The following is a 15,550-nucleotide window of genomic DNA, read 5'->3' as shown; positions in this document are numbered from 1 at the left end:
GCGAGGGTGTCAATGTCGGTCGTCACAACCCGTACATCGACACCCTCGCTTCACGTCTCCAGACACCCACCCCTTGGACTTACTCATCTAGTCCTGCGGCCTGAAGATCCGGCGGACGTTCTCGTCCGCTGACTTGACCCGGCAACATCCAGTGCACAACACCTGGATGTTGCCGGGTCTATCTTTGCCCCGTCTCGAAGCGCCTCGATGTGGTCGACCTCGACGGCCCGCGCGGGGAAGACATTGCCGCAGCCCGCACACCGTGCCCGGCCCGCCTTGTTCACAGCCCGGCGCGCCGCCTGCCGGAACACGAACCGGCTACGCCAACTGACGCCTGTCGTCACACCTACGAAGCCTGCACGGCTGGCTGGACTGCCGATGTAGCAAAAGGACGAAGTCAGCCGATTACGAAGCGTGGCGCCCGCGGGAACCGGAGCGCGGGCAAAAGTTGCTGGCTGGGGCTCGGGCGTCGGCTTGACCCCGTACTCGCTGGCCGGGTCGTACATGGCTCGCGTGACGTCCTCGCGGTACTCGCGTTCCATGTCGAGGATCTGGGCCTGAGTGAAGTTCAGCGTTCGACGAGCCATCCGGCGCGGCACCAACTTGTCCGCCGAGTGCAGCTTCACGACGGCGTCACTCTTCTGCGCGAACGTCGGAGTGGCGGCGTCCGCCCACACGGTTTCCATCCACCGCGCGGACTCCGGCACGAAGCCGTCGCGCACCAGCAGGACGAGGCGCATGATTCGTTCCCATGCGGTCTCGAAGCCCTTGATCCGGCGTTCAGCTCTCTTGACGTGCCGGGCCTCGGCCGCACGGATTCCGTCGGCAGAGGCGGGGTTGTCGCTGGAGTACCCGAGGTTGTGCAGCGCCATCCCGGACACTGTGGACACCTGGGTCGCCAGCGCCCGGAGCGTGTTGTGTAAGTTCGTCAGGTCGGCCTCGTTGAACTGGCCGACCTCCACCCCGTCGTCCTTCTTGGTCTTCGAGGTGGACCAGATCTTGCCCGCGATGGTCTGCCAGACGGAGACCTTCTTGCCGTCCTTATCGGTGAAGTCGTCCTCGTCGAACCCGAGTGCCCAGCGTCGCGGCATCGCATGAAATTCCGCGCTGATCATCATGTCGGTGGCGACCTTGCAGGCCGCGTCCGACAGGTGGATCACGTCAGCCAGCTCGCTCGTGCCTAACGGCGCCCACAGCTGCGGCCGGTTCACGATCGGCACCACCAGGACCTCGCCGAGGCCGTGGTCGTCACGGGAGACCTCGACGTATCCGCCGCGCTCCGGCGAGACGACGAAGGCCACGGTGTAGTCCGGCAGGTAGAGTGTGAGGTAGTAGCGGACCTGGTCGTCGGGCAGCTTGTCGTGCCACCGCTTGATCGCGGCGACCACCGGCGCGTGGCCGGATCGAGTTCGACATGAACTTCCAGCGGCGACTCGATTGTCACCAGCGGGTATTTCGCGTCAGTGGCTCGGGGATTGCTGCCGACGATCGCGTACGCCCGCTTCATCACCATCGCAGTGACGTGCGCCTGCTGATATCCGGCGTCCAGGTCGTTGTACTGGGCGACGTGGTCCAACTCAATGTCGTTGGCGGGTTGCCCACCGAGCCGGAAGCCCTGGAGGTCGATCCGCTCTTCCAGCGCATCGACAACCAGACGCGGCCAGTTGATGACCACCTGGCGCACCCGCTCGTCGAGCGTGTCCACCAGCTCGGGGTGCATATACGAGAGCTTCTGAGCGCCCTCGTAGTAGTCGAGTAGCTTCCGCAGCTCCGGCAGTTCGTTGTTGTGCCAGCGCACGAGGCGAGTGATCCACTGCTGGTCGATCGGGGACGGCACGTCACCGACTGCCACGGCCCACCTCCCGACCGACTTACGCGCGTGGTAGAAGCTCTTATGCAAACTGCACTTATCAGTGCCTTGACGGCGGCCTTCGTGACACTGGCGCTCGAATTTTTCGCGAAGCCCAGCTTGGAAGCCCGAAAAGATCGAATCCTTGAGGGTGTCCGCGCAAAGCGTGCGGCACTTGGACATATCGGAGGGATGGCGGATGCAATCGTCCGCTTGCGAGTGTCAGTGGTCGCAGCGAAAGAGTCTGGCAATTGGGACTCCGTGCAGGAGCACGTGTCGACCCTCGATGAAAACTTCGCCAAGTTAAACGGAAACCATACTATTACGCGTCATGTAATGCCGAAGCGCCTGTGTCGAATCGTGGATTCCCTTATGGGGATATTTGTCGTCGGACTACCTCAGATTGAAATACTCGTGCGCCATCCTGGCATGCGCGGGCCTGCGCGCCGGACGCTTTCGGAATTGCTCGACGAGAGAGCTCGCGTTCTGTACGCTTCACTTGGCATCCTGCAACATTTGTACCGCTGGTCCACCAGGCGCAGGGATCGCTTCTTTATTAGACGAAAGCTTCGCATGGCTCGCCTTCATTGCGACCTTCTATATGACAGTATCAAGAAAGTTCCGCCAATTGAGCCAACCTCGGATGCCGCTTCTGATGAGTAGCTCACCGCACCACCATCCGGCCAGATCGCGCGTGCCTCTGGGCCAGCTCACGCCAGCGGGTTATTGCCATCGCGGCGGTCGGTACGGCATCGATCCTTTTCCCGATCGCCTGGCGGTCAGGTTTGTCCGGCCGAAGCTGGTCCGCATCTCCGGGAGGGTGGCGGACTTCGACCGCGTCGAAACACCACTCGGCGACCGGGTTTCCGTGGTGCGTCCAGTTCCGGGACTTGGTGAGCGCCATCAGCTCGGTCATGCCGAATGTGAGCCCGCGGTAGGTCTGCGGGATCGGCGCGAGGTCGAGGCGGGTCTTCTTCTGGATCGCCTGCCGGACCGGTCGCCGGACCACTCGTCGTACCCGGCCGCCATGACCTTGAACGTGGCGCAGTCGGCCGCGATGTCGGCGTAGATGACGTCGTAGTCGATGACGTCGCCGGGAGTGACGGTGATCCATCCGCCGTCCGCCCACTGGGAGACCCGGCCGTTGGTCCGGCTGTCGAGGAACGTCACCGCGGATTCGGGAAGCCAGAAGCGCCACATCATCGAGGGCTTGCCGTCGAGACCATCAGGGACGAGAAGCGACCACGCGGTCATGTCGAGCTTGTCAGCGAGGTCGAGCCCGCCGTAGGCGCGCCGGCCCGCCAGCTCGGCGCGCAACCAGTCCGGGGCCGGGGCGACGGTCCCGGCACACTGCCGGTACAGGTGCATCGGCATCCAACGGTGAGCCTGCTGCACCACTGATTGAGCCGGTACTGCCGGAAGCTGTTCTCCTTGCTCGGATCGTTCCGCGCCTCAGCGGCTTCCTGACGCGGCGACCGGATCGAGAGGAAGTCGCCCAAGGCCGGGTTGGCCAGCGGCCAGTTCTTTTCGTCCTAGGGGTCGGCGTCCTCGGGCACGTTGCGGACGTAGGCGAAGTGGTGCCGAGCGCGGTCCGGATCGTCCTGGATGCGCACGCACTCGTCGTGCTCGGAGCGGGCGAAGGACGCCGGGTCGTCTCCGGCCGTGGTCGCGGCGATCATCATCGGCTGCGCGCGGGTTCCCCTGCCGGTCCGTATCGCGTCCCAGAGCCGGGCGTCGCGCTGGGTCAGTACCTCGTCGAAGACGACGCCGTGCGGGTTGTGGCCGAGGTTGCCCGCCGCGTCGGCGGCGACGACTTCGTAGTAGCTGCCGGTGCGCTCGTCGATGATTCGCTTGATGTGGTCCTTGACGATCAAGCGGGCCGAGAGCACCGGGCTGAGCTTGACCATCCTGGCGGCGACGTCGAAGACCTTCGCGGTCTGGCCCCGGTCCATCGCGCAGCCGTAGATCTCGGCGCCTTCCACGCCGTCGCCGACGAGGAGGTACAGCGCGATGAACGCGAGCAGTTCGCTCCTGCCGTTCTTGCGCGCCAGCTCGATCCAGCCGATCTGGAACCGGCGGACGTAAGAGTCCCATTCGGGGTCCCATACGACTTCGCCGAACAAGGGCTCGATGATGTCTTGCGTTGCCACGGCGCGAGTTCAAACGGCCGGCGAGACCACTTTTCCTTCGTGTGTACGCACAGCTCGGAGCAGAACGCCACGGCATGCCCGGCGCGCGGTCGACAGAAGTGATCGCCGCGCTTGCGGCAGGTCCGCCCGTCGAAGGTGAAACCGCACTCCGGCAGCCGGGGCTTACGAGAGGAGGCGCTCGGCGCTCGGCCCCTTGGCGGCACCGGGGGCGTCAACCTTCAGCTGCGAACGATCGGACGGGGTGAGCCCGAACCTCGCGCCGTACTGCGCGAACGTCGTCTCGGCCTCGCGCTGCACGATCAGCGCTGGGTTCTTCACGAAGCCGTTCGGCCCCTGCACCAGGAGAGCGGAGCCGTTGACCAGCTTCGTGGCCTGCTTGTACCGGGCCAGCGCCTCGCACACGACCACGAAGGCGTCGACGTCCCACGCGGTGAGCACGCCGACGGCGATCAGCCGGGCGCGAGCCGGTCCCACGCGGCACGGGCGTCGTCGGACATCTCCTCGGGCGCCGTGACCTCGTTCTCGGGCGGCATCGGCTCGGCGTGGTTGATCCGGTCGGGCCGGTCGCCGTGCAGCACCTTGAGTGCTGTCGGCTTCGGCTTCGCTCCGCGTGCTCCCATCTGGTTTCCCTCCTCGCTGTGACGACGCTGATTGATCGCAGGCACGTCGGGGTAGGTAGCAGCGTTGGCTGCAATGGGTCCGGCGGCGAGAGGTGTGAACGTATGGCTGTGGGGAAAAGTGGCTTCGGCAATGCGAGAGTGCCCGCGAAGATAGCGCTGAGCTTGGCGGTGATGTGGGACCTTATCGGGGGCGCCTTGCTCTATTTCGGACTCGATAGCGAACCGATGTCCTGGAAGGATTGGCTCAGGGTCGGTGGTGGCGCGGTTATGATCTTGGTCAGCGGCTACTACTGGATCTTGTTCGCACGCCAGCGCCGGGATCGGCCCTGAACCTCATACCGTGATGCCCGTGCCACGACGAAACCCCGGAAGCGGGGGGAGACCGGGGTTTCGTCGTGGGGTTGAATGGTTTAGGTGGCGGAGCTGCGGCCACCGGCCGCGCCCGCCGCGCGGATGCCGAGGCGACGGGCCGCGCCACGGATCATGGCTCCACTGACGCTGACGAGCGAACGACGCATGTGTGCTCTCCTCCTTCCTCTACTCGTCTTCCATCGGCACGCCGAGCACCTGGGCTACGGCGTAACCGTCCATGAACTTGTCGCCGATGGCGAGCAACTTCGCGTTGCGGAGGAACTTCTCCTTGTCCTCTCGGGTCTTGAAACACACGGCGATCCAGAACTCGGAGTCCGTGGCGAGCCGGAACCTCTCAGCCTCGCGCTTCGCGCGGTCCCGGAACCCTTGCTATAGGGCTGTGAGTTCCCTACGGGAGTCCTCCGGTAGGTCTCCGGTGTACTCGACATCGGCCAGCGGATCAGGCTCCCTTGAGGTGGTAGATCGAGCGGTGTGCGACGAACTCGCCGAACTGCTCGGCCATGGCCTCACGCTGCAGATAGCTCGCCAGCGGTGGGCCGTCGTCGGGCTCGATGAGAGCGGTGAGCGCCGCCGGGACCGCGTCGGGAGCGACCGGAGCTCGGGGCGTGGCCGCCGTGGCGTGGTCCAACGCCGCCAACAACCGACGCTCGAGGACACGACGCAACACCAGCAGCGACGGTTCGGTTTCCCAGGCGTGGTCGACATCGTCGAAACCGCGATAGCTCAGCTCGTAGCCGACCCACAAACTCATCCGATCGGTGACCAGTCGATCACGATCCGGAGTTATATTCTCGTCGGAGAACGCCTCGCAGACCGCGGATGAATTCCTTACAGGAAGACCTGCTGCCAATGGTGGGCGGCATTGCCGCGGGCGGTCTCGCTGTCTACGGTCCGGAGTGTCTTTCCGGTAGCCGGGTTCGGGGCGGGGGTAATGGACAGCCGGTCCTTGAGGTCGCCGCTGCCGTTGAAGGCGTTGCGTTGCATAAAGTGGCAGACCCGGTCCTTGCCCCGGTAACCGCCGCCTTCGGTGGGGGTCCAGTTGGCCCAGTCCGGCGTCCAGTCGTGGCCAGGGGGTTGGTCAGGTCGTTGTTCTGCAGGAGAGGCTGGAAGAACAACTGTGTCTGGCCGTCCACCGACTCGATGCTGAAGCGCAGGCCGGTGCCCTCACAGTGGCCCGGTTGACATACATGCAGGTCAGGCCGCCGGGGACGGTGGCCTGGCCCAGCGCCCAGTGCTGGTGGTTGCTGTCGTTGCGGCTGGCCCTCGTTCGCCGGCGCGGTCAGGACGAGGTCGTGGTTGGCCTGCACCCGCAACAGGAAGTACTCGACGGCGGCGGTCTCGCTGCGCCCGAGGGTGGGCTCGTCACTGACTTGATCCGGGCGCAGGTCCTGGGGATGTTCCGGGTCGGCCTTCCCGCACCTCAGCCGAATGCCTGGGCCCCGGGTCATGATCCGCATTCTCACTCACACGAGGAGCCTCCATCGAACCCGGGGTGGTTCATAGAGGTCGGACAGCATGCCAGTACGAGTCAGAGCCCTTACTGCGCACGATCAGGTGATGAATGCCGAACCCACGTTCAGCTCGGTAGTGACTGTGCGGGCCGATCGGGTGCGAGGCGCAGGCGTTCGTGTGGTCGCCGCAACGGCGACTTGCGGAACACGCTCGCCAGAACGCATCGTTTCAACCTGAAACATCCGCCCCGGCGATAAATAATTACGAGATCAGTGGCGCCACTGAGCCGACGAAACTCTGAACCGAATTAAATTGACGTATGGCCCTCCCGGTATGGAGGGTGCGGTTTTGTTTCCATGCCACCCGGAGCGGCAGCCGCCGATGCACCGTATACCGACGTGCTGTACTTCTACGGACGACCGGATGACGAAAGGATCATGGCATCCCCATGTTGACTGCCAGATTGCTCGCTGCGGCCTGCATGGCCGTCGGCGCGATCACCGGGATCACGCCCGCGGCCGGCGCCGCGCCACTCCCCGCCGTCGACCCGCAACCGCTGACCTTCGCGTGCCCGGTGGGCACTCAGGCCACCCGCTTCAACCCAGGATTCAATGTCGAACTGCGCGACGTGGCCTTCGATGGCACCGGCACCTTCGGTGGCTGTGTCGGCGTGCTGCCAGACCCCCGCCTGCCAGTTGCCGGCGACTCCACAGTCAGTGGCCGGGGCCTGTTCTCCTGCCTGGTGCCGGGGGCCGGGTCAGGCACCTTCCAGATCAACTGGAACACCGGCCGGTTCAGCACCATTCACATCACCTCCGTTACCGCCCGGCCCAACGGCAACAACGTCGTCATCCAGCAGGGCACGGTGACCGGTGGATTGTTCAAGGACTACGCCTTCCTTCAAGTGATCGTCCTGGCGACCACTGACGTCCTTGCCTGTTACACCGAACAAGGAGTCAAAGCCACGGCCGGCCCGAGCGATCTGCTGTTCACCAAGATCTGATCGAACCGGAATATGGCGGGTCCAACGCCCACATCCCGCCCGAGCTGCTACGGGGCGGACTCGCCCCGTAGCAGCTCGGGGCCGACGGCAGGCCACGGAGTTGAATCCGTCTCCCTCGTCGTTTTGCTGGGCACGCTCCGATATCAGCGGCTCGGTGTTTCCCCGTGTGAGTAGCGAGGGACTTCCTCTCCGTGCGACTCGGTGTGCGACGGACTACCTCAGGTGAGTGGTGTCTGTCGTGCGTGGGCCGGAGATGTTGGTGAGGTTCGGATGTCCCGGTGGCTCCGACGCGTGCCCAGAAGGCGACTGTGATCGGGTGCTGTCCGATCGGGAGCATCGTCCAGTCATAGCGTGGCGCCCGGGCGGCGACCAGTACTCGGCCGGCGTCGCGGCGGCGGTGCTTCTCCTCAACCTCGACGTAGACGGCGGCAGCGCAGTGATCGATGCCGCACAACGAAAAGCGGATCTCACCGAAGACGGTACGTCCCAGGCGTAACTGAATGGCGCCAATCCCGGCGGCCGTGGCCGGTCGCAGCAGCACGAAGCGCAACCTGTCCTCGCCGGCCTGGTCTTCGGTGACGTGTCGCACAGGGCGGGGTCGAGCATCGCCAACTGACCCGGCCGCGTCACGAGCCGGGCCAACTACACCTCACCGCGGAATCGGATCACCTTGAGCTTCCCCCTCCCCCGTTGTCCGAACACCTCAAGCCGCGTCATCGTCAGAAAGTAACAACAACATAGAACTGAACGAACAGTTGGGACGTGACCAACCCGTTAGGCTAAACAGCGCAGGCCGCGCTTACACTCAAACGATGATCAAGTGCACAACGTAGGGCATGCGAATCGCTTGAGAAAAGAGGGTTCCTGCATGTAGAGACACAACCGGAAGATCAGGAGAGGAGATTATGCCTCGAACGGTAGATCTGCACCCTTAGTGGTAGCCAGTTGGGCACAGAAGCTTAGAAGCGGTCACATTTCTACTCGAATGCCACAGCTGCCATTCGTGCTGTCTACTAAAGCTAAATCCTGTGAAAGGTTAGTCATGAAACTGCTCAGCAACTTCAGTCGCGCACTAGTGGTTTCGGCAGGGATCGCGGTCTGCGTTGGCTTGTCGGCGGCTCCTGCCACTGCGTCGACTGAGGCCACGGGCGCCGTGAACGTGAACTCCACCACTGTAGAAGTTCGTTACACCAGCAAATATGACAACGTCGACGTCGACGTAATCTTGAACAACGAGAGAGTCATTTCCGTCTACTACAAATGTCTTTTAGTTGTCGGCAAATGTTAAGTCGGCGTCTGAGTGCTGTGGGTCGTGACGTTGGTGGCGGCTGACGGGGGCGGGAGTGGGGGACGGATCTTTCAGTGGCAGGATATGAAGTGCGACCGCCGCGCTGCTGAGTATCAAGACACGTCCGGGTCGTATCGAAATGCCCCGCTGTCGGCTGAGTGTCGCCGCTGACTCCGATCCGGCCAACTGGAGTTTCGACGCCGAGGTGCTTCACGTCCGCGCCGTCTCAGCCCTGCCCTGTGGCGTCTTCCAGGCTGTCGCCCACAACGTCGCCGCCCGATCCTTGTACGTTGCGTCTATTCGCAAGTCAACCCGCTAGTGGTGAGTCCGTCCGAGTCTTGTGGAGTCGGTTTAAGGACGTTTTCGCGGGAATGGTCCGGCCCCGGATTGACGGTGCCTCGCGAGCGCTGACCGCTGCGACCGAAGCCGCATCTGAGGAGAATGCGAACGTCGCGCGTGAACATTTCGAGGATCTGCTGGCGTTCGCGGCCGAGCGTCAGGTTCCTACAGATCCCAGCATTACCGTTTCGGTGCGCCAGCCCTCGAGGAGTGAAAGCCGTTGACCCGGGTTAACCGCAGCCGACTACCAGCGATGGGTGTTGGGCACCGCAACATACAGTCCCGAACATCCTTGTCGCAGGCGATACGCATCGCTTTCGCGCACGATGAAATGGAGGAGTCATGACCAAGTCCCGGATGAGCCTGAAATGGCGCGCGTCCGCCGTATGCGTCGTTTGCACGCTGCTCGTGGCACTGGTGATGCCGACCCGTGCGCAGGCCGCGGTGGTGGACGTGAGTTGTCCGGTGGGCTACCGCACGTCGACCTATACCCCGGGGTTGATGTTGACACCGCAGGAGACCACGGTCGCCACCGAGGGGGTCCTGCAGTTCTGCCTGTCGCCGACGCACCCGCAGATCACCAGCGCGACCTACTCCGCTGTCCTGACCGGCACGTTGAGCTGCCTGACCGCCGAGACCACCAGCTATACGCGGACATTCCACTGGAACACCGGGCACACCAGCACCGAGGTCGGCCAACTCAGCGTCAACCTCAAACCCAACGGCACCACCGTGGTGGCACAGTTCGGCACGATCGTCAGCGGCCTGTTCCAAGGCGCCACCTCCGTCCAGATCGCCGTGGCCCCGAGCCTGAGCCTGCTGGCGTGCCTCACACCTCCCGGAGTCACCTCCACCACCGGACCCCACACCAGCAGCATCGTCCTGTGACCATGCGTCCGACTCGTCCGGCCGCGGCGTCCCTAGAGCCGTGACCGTGGTGGTGTTGTCGGGGTCGGGGTCGGTGTCGAGCGGCGAGCGCTCCCGTTCCGGGGCCGGGTCGTGGATCCGGGTGAACTTGCGCGTCGATTGGTGCTCGGCGACGCGGATGTACCAGACGAGAACCCCGCCGAGGACAAGGACGGCGACGACGCAGGTGACCAGGAGAGCCACCACGACCGCGATGATCATCTCGAGCGGCGTCACGTGTTCTGCCTGGTGCCGTCAGTGGCGAACCTGAGGGTGAAGGAGAACCGTTTGTGATCATTTCTCCGCCACACACGACCAGGTTCTAGTGAGGTGGGCGGGGAGGGTTCGTGGACGTGGACGCTGCCTGGCATGAGCATCGCCGCGGCCTGCGGGTTGAGTACCGCGCCGTCGATTTGAGTTTGCGGGCGGCCGTTGCGGGCAGGGAAATTCGTGGGTGTGTAGACGCCGTCGAGTTCGCCGACGTGCTGGAAGCCGACGCCGCCGACGCGGCGGTCGTCACTCCACCGTCCACAGAGGAAATCCAGGGCCCTGGTGTCGAAGGGATGATCGCCGGGCATGGGAATTCCGTTGGGGAACTGGAGGCGTGGCGCGTAGTGGGCCAGCTCGTCGAAATGCTCGGCATAGCTATCGGGCTCGAACGCTGGGCCTGAGGGGTGACCGAACCAGTCGGCGAGCACTGCGGCGGGGCGGGCATCGCGAACGCCGTAGGGCCTGAACCGGTCGACGTCCTGGAGCCGCAGGTCGCCGTTCGGGTGTCCGTGTGTGGCGAACAGGTCCATTTTCTGGTCTGGCAGGGCTCGCGGTGAGATGATCGCGAGGTTGCGCTTGCGACCGAGGAAACCAGCATCTCGTGGGTCGCCGTGCCACTCGTGCACGTGGACCTTGCCGGCGTCGTAGAGAAGTGCCGGACCGATCTCTCCCCAGTCACCCGGCAGGGAGCCGATCCGGAGAACGTAGTTGCGATTCCGGGCGGCGGTGTTCAAGGCTACTTCCGCCGCGCCTTGCCCTTTGTTGCCGAAGAACCGCCAGTAGTTCGTCTCCGCGATGACTCCGAGATCAGGCAATCGGCCGTCGGCACCCACCAACTCGATCAACCCGTCCATGCAGTAGTCAACGGACTGATCGGAGGACGCACCACCAAGATCGAAATTTACGAACATCAGATCAAGTTCTGCGGAGTCGTCGCTGGTCACGGACATGGTGTCGGCTCCTCAGAGTGCCGCCAGGTTCGACACGCTGACCTGGCCGGGAAGAGATACGTGAAGTCCAGCACCGGCATAGTTCGCTGTTCTCCCTGTCAGGTAGTGGGTGTCGGCACTGCGCTGCGACGTAACGGTCCAGGGACATGGCCAGGCGCATGGCGGGGGATCGGCCCTGCTGATCGCGCCCTGGCACGCGAGGTCAGCGGGTGGAGGGCCCGCAACGGGATGTTCGGCGGTGATGGGGCATCGGTGTTCGTCACCCGGGTCCGCCCGTCGCGGACGGGTGAGGTGTGCTGGATGAGTGCCCGGGGCTGGCGGGTGCGTGGAGGGTGAACGATGTCCCACTCGTAGGTGCCCTCGTTGTGCCGGACCCAGGCGAGCAGGAGCGTGTCGAGCGTCCAGGTGGCGTGGCTGGGGCGGATGGCACCGAGGGAGGTGATGAACTCTTCGCGTTCCGCGTGGGTGAAACGGGGTTCGTTCCCGAAGGCGCGGAACAACGTCAGGCGGCCCGGCGGCTGCCGGTGCCGGAATGACGCGGGTCCGCAGACGTCGCGGATGACCTGTTTGATGTCGCCGGTGAGGTGGCCGAGGGGTTCCTCGAAGTCGTTGTCGAGCAGGATCGTGTCGGCGCCGATGAGCGGGGAGCCGGAGCGGACGGGAAATGCGGTCCACCGGCCGAGCACGGTCGTCAGGGCGCTGATGAGCTCGGTCTGGGTGGCCTTGTCTGGGGCGGGAACGTCGATGTTGCGGGGGTTGATCGCGTGGATCGTCTGGTGTAGCCACTCGTCCGGCACGGGCAGGCTGGTCCGGAGAAAAGGCTGCGCGGTCTGGCGGACCGCGTCGATGAGGTCGGCCAGGGCGTTTCCCCGATGGTGTGGTGCGGGACGGTCGAGGCTGGGTGGGGCGAGGATGGTGAGTTGCCGGAACTGCTGGGGCCATCGCTGGCCGGGTCCGAACGCGTCGCGTAGCACGAGGATCTGTTTCCTTGTCAGGGATGCGGGTGGGATGGGGTGTTCTCCTGGCGCGGCCGGACGCGTGGACGTCGTCAGGGCGGCAGTGTCGTGTGGTGGTGCCGGAGGTGACATCCGGTGGTCAGGTCGAGGGTGGCGTTGCGGATCGCGCCGAAGGCGAGCGCGGCGCTGGAGGAGTCGGTCGGAGAGAGCGGGTAGTTGCCTGGTGTGTCCGAGGCCGTGCCTGTGTGGCGGAAGTCGTGCCGTGAGGCGATATCGGCGACCAGGTCACGTGCGGGTCCACTGTGGAGCGTGAATCGTTCCGCCGGTGCGTGGAGCGGCACGCGCCGGCCAGATGCCAGGCCAGCTGGTGATCATGAACTTCCGGGCGCGGCGCGGACTCCGCGACGTCGGCCGCGGTTCTCAGTCCGCTGGTGCGGCTGCCCCTGCCGGGGCTCGGCGGGGGCTGTTTCTCGACAACCACGCGGCAGCACGGCAGGTCCGGGCCTGCCGTGGTGCCGCGGGCAGTCCGAGGGACCGCACACGGTGCTCGAGTTCCCGCAGAGGCTAAGCGGATTCGGGTTCGTGCTGGCCGTCGAGGTGCTCGGCCAGGAACCGCTCCGCCCTGGCATAGAACCTCAGCCTGTTCTCGGGTTTCGCCAACCCATGGCCTTCGTCGTCGAACAGCAGATACTCGGGAGGTACGCCCTTGTCCCGCAGCGCAGCGACCATCTGATCGCTCTCGGATTGCGGGACCCGGGGGTCGTTGGCACCCTGCACGATCAACAACGGGATCGTGATGTCGTTGACGCGCGAGAGCGGCGACCGCTTCCACAGGAATTCGGGCTCGGTGTCCGGGTTGCCCACCGCCCGGTACATCTCGGCGATCATCGGGGTCCAGTACGGGGGTATCGCACGCAGGAGCGTCTCGAGGTTGCTCGGCCCGCACAGGGAGATGGCGCAGCGAAACACGTCGGGGGTGATCGCCGCGGCGGCCAGGGCGGCGTACCCGCCGTAGGAGGCACCGTAGATTCCGATCCTGTCCGGGTCCGCATACCCGGACTTCATGGCGAACGTGATGGCGTCCAGGAGGTCGTCGTGCATCTTGGCCCCCCATTCGCGGTTACCGGCGGCGGTGAACGCCTTGCCGTAGCCGGTCGAGCCGCGGAAGTTCACCTGAACGCACAGGTAGCCACGATCGGCCAGCCACTGGACTTCCGGGTTCAGCCGCCACGTGTCCCGCGCACCCGGTCCTCCATGCACCAGGAGCACAGTCGGCAGCGGCTTCTCGGCGTTCCCGGCCGGGAAAGTCAGGTATCCGTGGACCTCCAGCCCATCGCGAGCGGTGAAGCGAAACGGTTTGACCTCCTGCAGCCTGCTGGCGAGACGGGGGCGGTCATGGAACAGAAACCGTGCCTGGCCGGTGCGCCGGTCATACACGTAGCTGGCGGTCGGTCCGTCGGCATGGACATAGGACACGACCCAGGCGGAGTTCGCGCGGTCGGCGGAGACGACGTGAAGGTCTCCGTCATCGAGAGCGGCCAGCGTGTCCAGGTCGCGCTGGATCTCACGGGTCAGGGCCTGCGTGTGCAAGCGGTCACGCTGGAATGACACCATGAGCGGCAGCTTCGTGGAGGCGTCGGTGAGAACCGAATCTACGTCGTAGGTCGGGTCTTCGGCGACGACCTCGTGCTCGCCGGAGTCAACGTCGATCCAGATCAACCGCGTGGCGTTGGCGTCCGCTGACGTCTTCACGAGTAGCCGGCGGCCGTCTCCGTCGAACCCGAGCGGCACGGTGCTCAGAGCGTCGATCGGGTCAACCGTCAGCACGGGACGCCACTCGCCGTCGGCCTCGCGCGCCATGATCGCCCGGCCGCCATCCGGGCTCGGCCGGACGCCGGCCCGCACGTTCAACTGGCTGTCGGCCACGAATCCGAGAAACCCCGGGTTGTCGAGGACCTTGACCAAGTCGCCGGTCGCCACGTGCAGTTCGTAGACATCGTGCAGCTGGGGATTGGTCTTGTTGAGTCCGACCAGTACACGGTCGGTGATCTGCAGGTCCCGGGCAACCACTACCGCTTTGACACCATCGAACGGTGTCAGGTCCCGGACATCGCCGCTGCCCACCGACACGGCGTAGAGATGCGAGTTTTCGTCGCCGCCCTGATCCCGCAGGTAGAGGAGGTGGTCGCTGTCCGGCGCCCACGTGTACTCGCGGATGCCTCGGTCGCGGTCGGCCGTGACTGGCCGGGCGTCATCGTCGGTGTCGACTGGCCTCACCCACAGGTTGAGCACGCCCTTGTGTGGGGCGACCCAGGCCAGCCACCGGCCATCCGGCGAGATCGACGGCGTGGTGTGTTCAGGGTTGCCGAACAGCTCGGCACGCGGAATGACGCTTCCTGCACCCATCTTCGGGTGCTGGGCTGTACTGGTCACGCTACGAGTTCTCCTTTTTCGGTTGGATACTTGGGTCTGTGTCGGCGGGCGATAACAGGTCGCGGTTGCGGCTGGCCGCCAGGGCCATATCTGCGAGGGGATCTGGCCGGCCCGCCCGGGTCAGCGCGTCGGGTGTGGTGACCTGGTCGGACCGGGCATGGAAGGTCGCGGCCGCATCGGCGTGGTGGCTAGTCACAGCCGAGGTCTGCCAGGGCTTCACGCGTCGCACGGTCGCGCGGGACGACGCCGAGCCTCCAGATTTCCGCACGGGCCATGGACGGCCAGCGCTGCCCGGTCCTGGTGAATCGCAACTGCCCGCCCTGGGCGCCGGTGAGGGTCACGACGTCCGCGGTGAGGCTCAGCGTGGCGTCGGTGTCGGTGTACTCGGTTCCGGTCAGGCACCCGCCGCGATAGTCCCGCACCGCCGCCCAGGTGTCCGGCGCGAAGCCCGTGTCCGGCGGCACGCCGAGGTCGATCAGGACGAGCGCGGTGAGGACAGGAATCGTGCCGGTCCATCCCTGCGCCCACGGACTGCGAAGAAGTCTGGTGTGTCCCAGCCGCCACCCCAGGAACGCCCCGGCCGCGCCCGCTGTCACCGCCAGGCTCGGCCACCATGGCATGGACAGGTAGAGCCGCCCGCTCCACGTCGCCAGCAGGACCCCGGCGGCGATCGTGATTCCCCACCATGCTGCCGCGTAGCCGGCTCCGGCAGGAGGACGGTTCTCTGGCGACGGCGCCGGAATGACGTGATCGTGCCCGCGAGCCCGGCGACGCCGGTCTCGAGGATGGCGGGCGCGGCCGGGACGGCACGGGACGCGACGGAGCAGGGGACGCGCGATCCCCGTGCCGGGAGGGCGCAGATGCGTCGTTCTAGGCTCGCGCGTCTGTCCCGCCCGCGCCGGCACCGTGGCCGCGGCGGGGTGACGGGGTCTGTTCATCGTGTCTCTTTCTGCTTCTGGCGC

General features: G+C 65.3%; 17 protein-coding genes and 1 pseudogene. 4 read left to right on the top strand and 14 right to left on the bottom strand.

All coding sequences use genetic code 11. The features are described 5' to 3' along the window. Positions 1–83 precede the first annotated feature (83 nt). Together ACZ5IK_RS24360 and ACZ5IK_RS24355 are read right to left on the bottom strand one after the other, a co-directional pair. Positions 84–1,388 carry a phage portal protein gene (locus ACZ5IK_RS24360; RefSeq protein WP_465489766.1) on the bottom strand — a complete coding sequence of 435 codons (1,305 nt, stop codon included), beginning with the start codon at positions 1,386–1,388 and terminating at the stop codon, positions 84–86. Positions 1,389–1,459: 71 nt separating this feature from the next. Next, a pseudogene (locus tag ACZ5IK_RS24355) lies at positions 1,460–1,798 on the bottom strand (phage portal protein); the annotation flags it as partial. Between the two features lie 96 nt (positions 1,799–1,894). On the opposite strand from ACZ5IK_RS24355, the gene ACZ5IK_RS24350 reads away from it, so the two are divergent. Further along, positions 1,895–2,512 carry a hypothetical protein gene (locus ACZ5IK_RS24350; RefSeq protein WP_465489765.1) on the top strand — a complete coding sequence of 206 codons (618 nt, stop codon included), beginning with the start codon at positions 1,895–1,897 and terminating at the stop codon, positions 2,510–2,512. Between the two features lies 1 nt (position 2,513). On the opposite strand, the gene ACZ5IK_RS24345 is transcribed toward ACZ5IK_RS24350, so the two are convergent. From ACZ5IK_RS24345 to ACZ5IK_RS24315, 7 genes are all read right to left on the bottom strand, one after another. After that, positions 2,514–2,765, bottom strand: coding sequence for a hypothetical protein (locus tag ACZ5IK_RS24345; protein WP_465489764.1), 252 nt, complete (start codon positions 2,763–2,765; stop codon positions 2,514–2,516). Continuing rightward, entirely contained in the window at positions 2,762–3,223 is a 462-nt protein-coding gene (locus ACZ5IK_RS24340) for a terminase TerL endonuclease subunit (RefSeq protein ID WP_465489763.1), read from the bottom strand. The genes ACZ5IK_RS24345 and ACZ5IK_RS24340 overlap by 4 nt, the downstream gene beginning before the upstream one ends. A gap of 158 nt (positions 3,224–3,381) precedes the next feature. Continuing rightward, a complete protein-coding gene (locus tag ACZ5IK_RS24335; RefSeq protein WP_465489762.1) occupies positions 3,382–3,999 on the bottom strand; it encodes a terminase large subunit domain-containing protein in 618 nt (205 codons plus the stop codon). 162 nt (positions 4,000–4,161) lie between these two features. Beyond that, positions 4,162–4,473: a phage terminase small subunit P27 family gene (locus ACZ5IK_RS24330; protein ID WP_465489761.1), complete on the bottom strand. Its 312-nt coding sequence runs from the start codon at positions 4,471–4,473 to the stop codon at positions 4,162–4,164. Then, positions 4,449–4,619 carry a hypothetical protein gene (locus ACZ5IK_RS24325; protein ID WP_465489760.1) on the bottom strand — a complete coding sequence of 57 codons (171 nt, stop codon included), beginning with the start codon at positions 4,617–4,619 and terminating at the stop codon, positions 4,449–4,451. Before ACZ5IK_RS24325 ends, ACZ5IK_RS24330 begins: the two co-directional genes overlap by 25 nt. Positions 4,620–5,156: 537 nt before the next feature. Beyond that, on the bottom strand, positions 5,157–5,285 hold the full coding sequence (locus ACZ5IK_RS24320; protein ID WP_465489759.1) for a hypothetical protein: 129 nt from the start codon (positions 5,283–5,285) through the stop codon (positions 5,157–5,159). A 145-nt stretch (positions 5,286–5,430) separates the two neighbouring features. After that, positions 5,431–5,742, bottom strand: coding sequence for a hypothetical protein (locus ACZ5IK_RS24315; protein ID WP_465489758.1), 312 nt, complete (start codon positions 5,740–5,742; stop codon positions 5,431–5,433). Positions 5,743–6,891: 1,149 nt separating this feature from the next. Between ACZ5IK_RS24315 and ACZ5IK_RS24310 the strand changes: the two genes are divergently transcribed. The 3 genes from ACZ5IK_RS24310 to ACZ5IK_RS24300 all read left to right on the top strand — a co-directional run bounded on the left by ACZ5IK_RS24310 (position 6,892) and on the right by ACZ5IK_RS24300 (position 9,961). Next, entirely contained in the window at positions 6,892–7,446 is a 555-nt protein-coding gene (locus ACZ5IK_RS24310; RefSeq protein WP_465489757.1) for a hypothetical protein, read from the top strand. Between the two features lie 316 nt (positions 7,447–7,762). Continuing rightward, the gene (locus tag ACZ5IK_RS24305) at positions 7,763–7,942 is read left to right on the top strand and encodes a hypothetical protein (protein ID WP_465489756.1); all 180 of its coding nucleotides are present in this window, start codon (positions 7,763–7,765) and stop codon (positions 7,940–7,942) included. A 1,473-nt stretch (positions 7,943–9,415) separates the two neighbouring features. Further along, on the top strand, positions 9,416–9,961 hold the full coding sequence (locus ACZ5IK_RS24300; protein WP_465489755.1) for a hypothetical protein: 546 nt from the start codon (positions 9,416–9,418) through the stop codon (positions 9,959–9,961). Positions 9,962–10,212: 251 nt separating this feature from the next. Here the strand turns inward: ACZ5IK_RS24300 and ACZ5IK_RS24295 are convergent, their stop codons facing one another. From ACZ5IK_RS24295 to ACZ5IK_RS24275, 5 genes are all read right to left on the bottom strand, one after another. After that, the gene (locus ACZ5IK_RS24295) at positions 10,213–11,199 is read right to left on the bottom strand and encodes a hypothetical protein (protein ID WP_465489754.1); all 987 of its coding nucleotides are present in this window, start codon (positions 11,197–11,199) and stop codon (positions 10,213–10,215) included. A 98-nt stretch (positions 11,200–11,297) separates the two neighbouring features. Next, positions 11,298–12,173 (bottom strand): hypothetical protein, encoded by an 876-nt coding sequence (locus ACZ5IK_RS24290; RefSeq protein WP_465489753.1) that lies wholly within the window; start codon positions 12,171–12,173, stop codon positions 11,298–11,300. A 74-nt stretch (positions 12,174–12,247) separates the two neighbouring features. Continuing rightward, positions 12,248–12,496, bottom strand: a complete 249-nt coding sequence (locus ACZ5IK_RS24285; protein ID WP_465489752.1) for a hypothetical protein — start codon at positions 12,494–12,496, stop codon at positions 12,248–12,250. Positions 12,497–12,719: 223 nt separating this feature from the next. Next, positions 12,720–14,588, bottom strand: a complete 1,869-nt coding sequence (locus tag ACZ5IK_RS24280; RefSeq protein ID WP_465489751.1) for a S9 family peptidase — start codon at positions 14,586–14,588, stop codon at positions 12,720–12,722. A 188-nt stretch (positions 14,589–14,776) separates the two neighbouring features. Further along, the gene (locus tag ACZ5IK_RS24275) at positions 14,777–15,526 is read right to left on the bottom strand and encodes a hypothetical protein (RefSeq protein WP_465489750.1); all 750 of its coding nucleotides are present in this window, start codon (positions 15,524–15,526) and stop codon (positions 14,777–14,779) included. Between the last annotated feature and the right edge of the window lie 24 nt (positions 15,527–15,550).

The organism is Amycolatopsis sp. NPDC031561 (genome assembly GCF_055580625.1).
Note: the sequence above shows the minus strand (reverse complement) of the source record. Positions and strands in the feature narration are given on the sequence as shown.

Coding starts and splice junctions, on each gene's coding strand:
- ACZ5IK_RS24350 (WP_465489765.1), top strand. CDS start 1,895: ATGCAAACTGCACTTATCAGTGCCTTGACGGCGGCCTTCGTGACACTG.
- ACZ5IK_RS24345 (WP_465489764.1), bottom strand. CDS start 2,765: ATGACCGAGCTGATGGCGCTCACCAAGTCCCGGAACTGGACGCACCAC.
- ACZ5IK_RS24340 (WP_465489763.1), bottom strand. CDS start 3,223: ATGCCGATGCACCTGTACCGGCAGTGTGCCGGGACCGTCGCCCCGGCC.
- ACZ5IK_RS24325 (WP_465489760.1), bottom strand. CDS start 4,619: ATGGGAGCACGCGGAGCGAAGCCGAAGCCGACAGCACTCAAGGTGCTG.
- ACZ5IK_RS24315 (WP_465489758.1), bottom strand. CDS start 5,742: ATGAGTTTGTGGGTCGGCTACGAGCTGAGCTATCGCGGTTTCGACGAT.
- ACZ5IK_RS24310 (WP_465489757.1), top strand. CDS start 6,892: ATGTTGACTGCCAGATTGCTCGCTGCGGCCTGCATGGCCGTCGGCGCG.
- ACZ5IK_RS24300 (WP_465489755.1), top strand. CDS start 9,416: ATGACCAAGTCCCGGATGAGCCTGAAATGGCGCGCGTCCGCCGTATGC.
- ACZ5IK_RS24295 (WP_465489754.1), bottom strand. CDS start 11,199: ATGTCCGTGACCAGCGACGACTCCGCAGAACTTGATCTGATGTTCGTA.
- ACZ5IK_RS24275 (WP_465489750.1), bottom strand. CDS start 15,526: ATGAACAGACCCCGTCACCCCGCCGCGGCCACGGTGCCGGCGCGGGCG.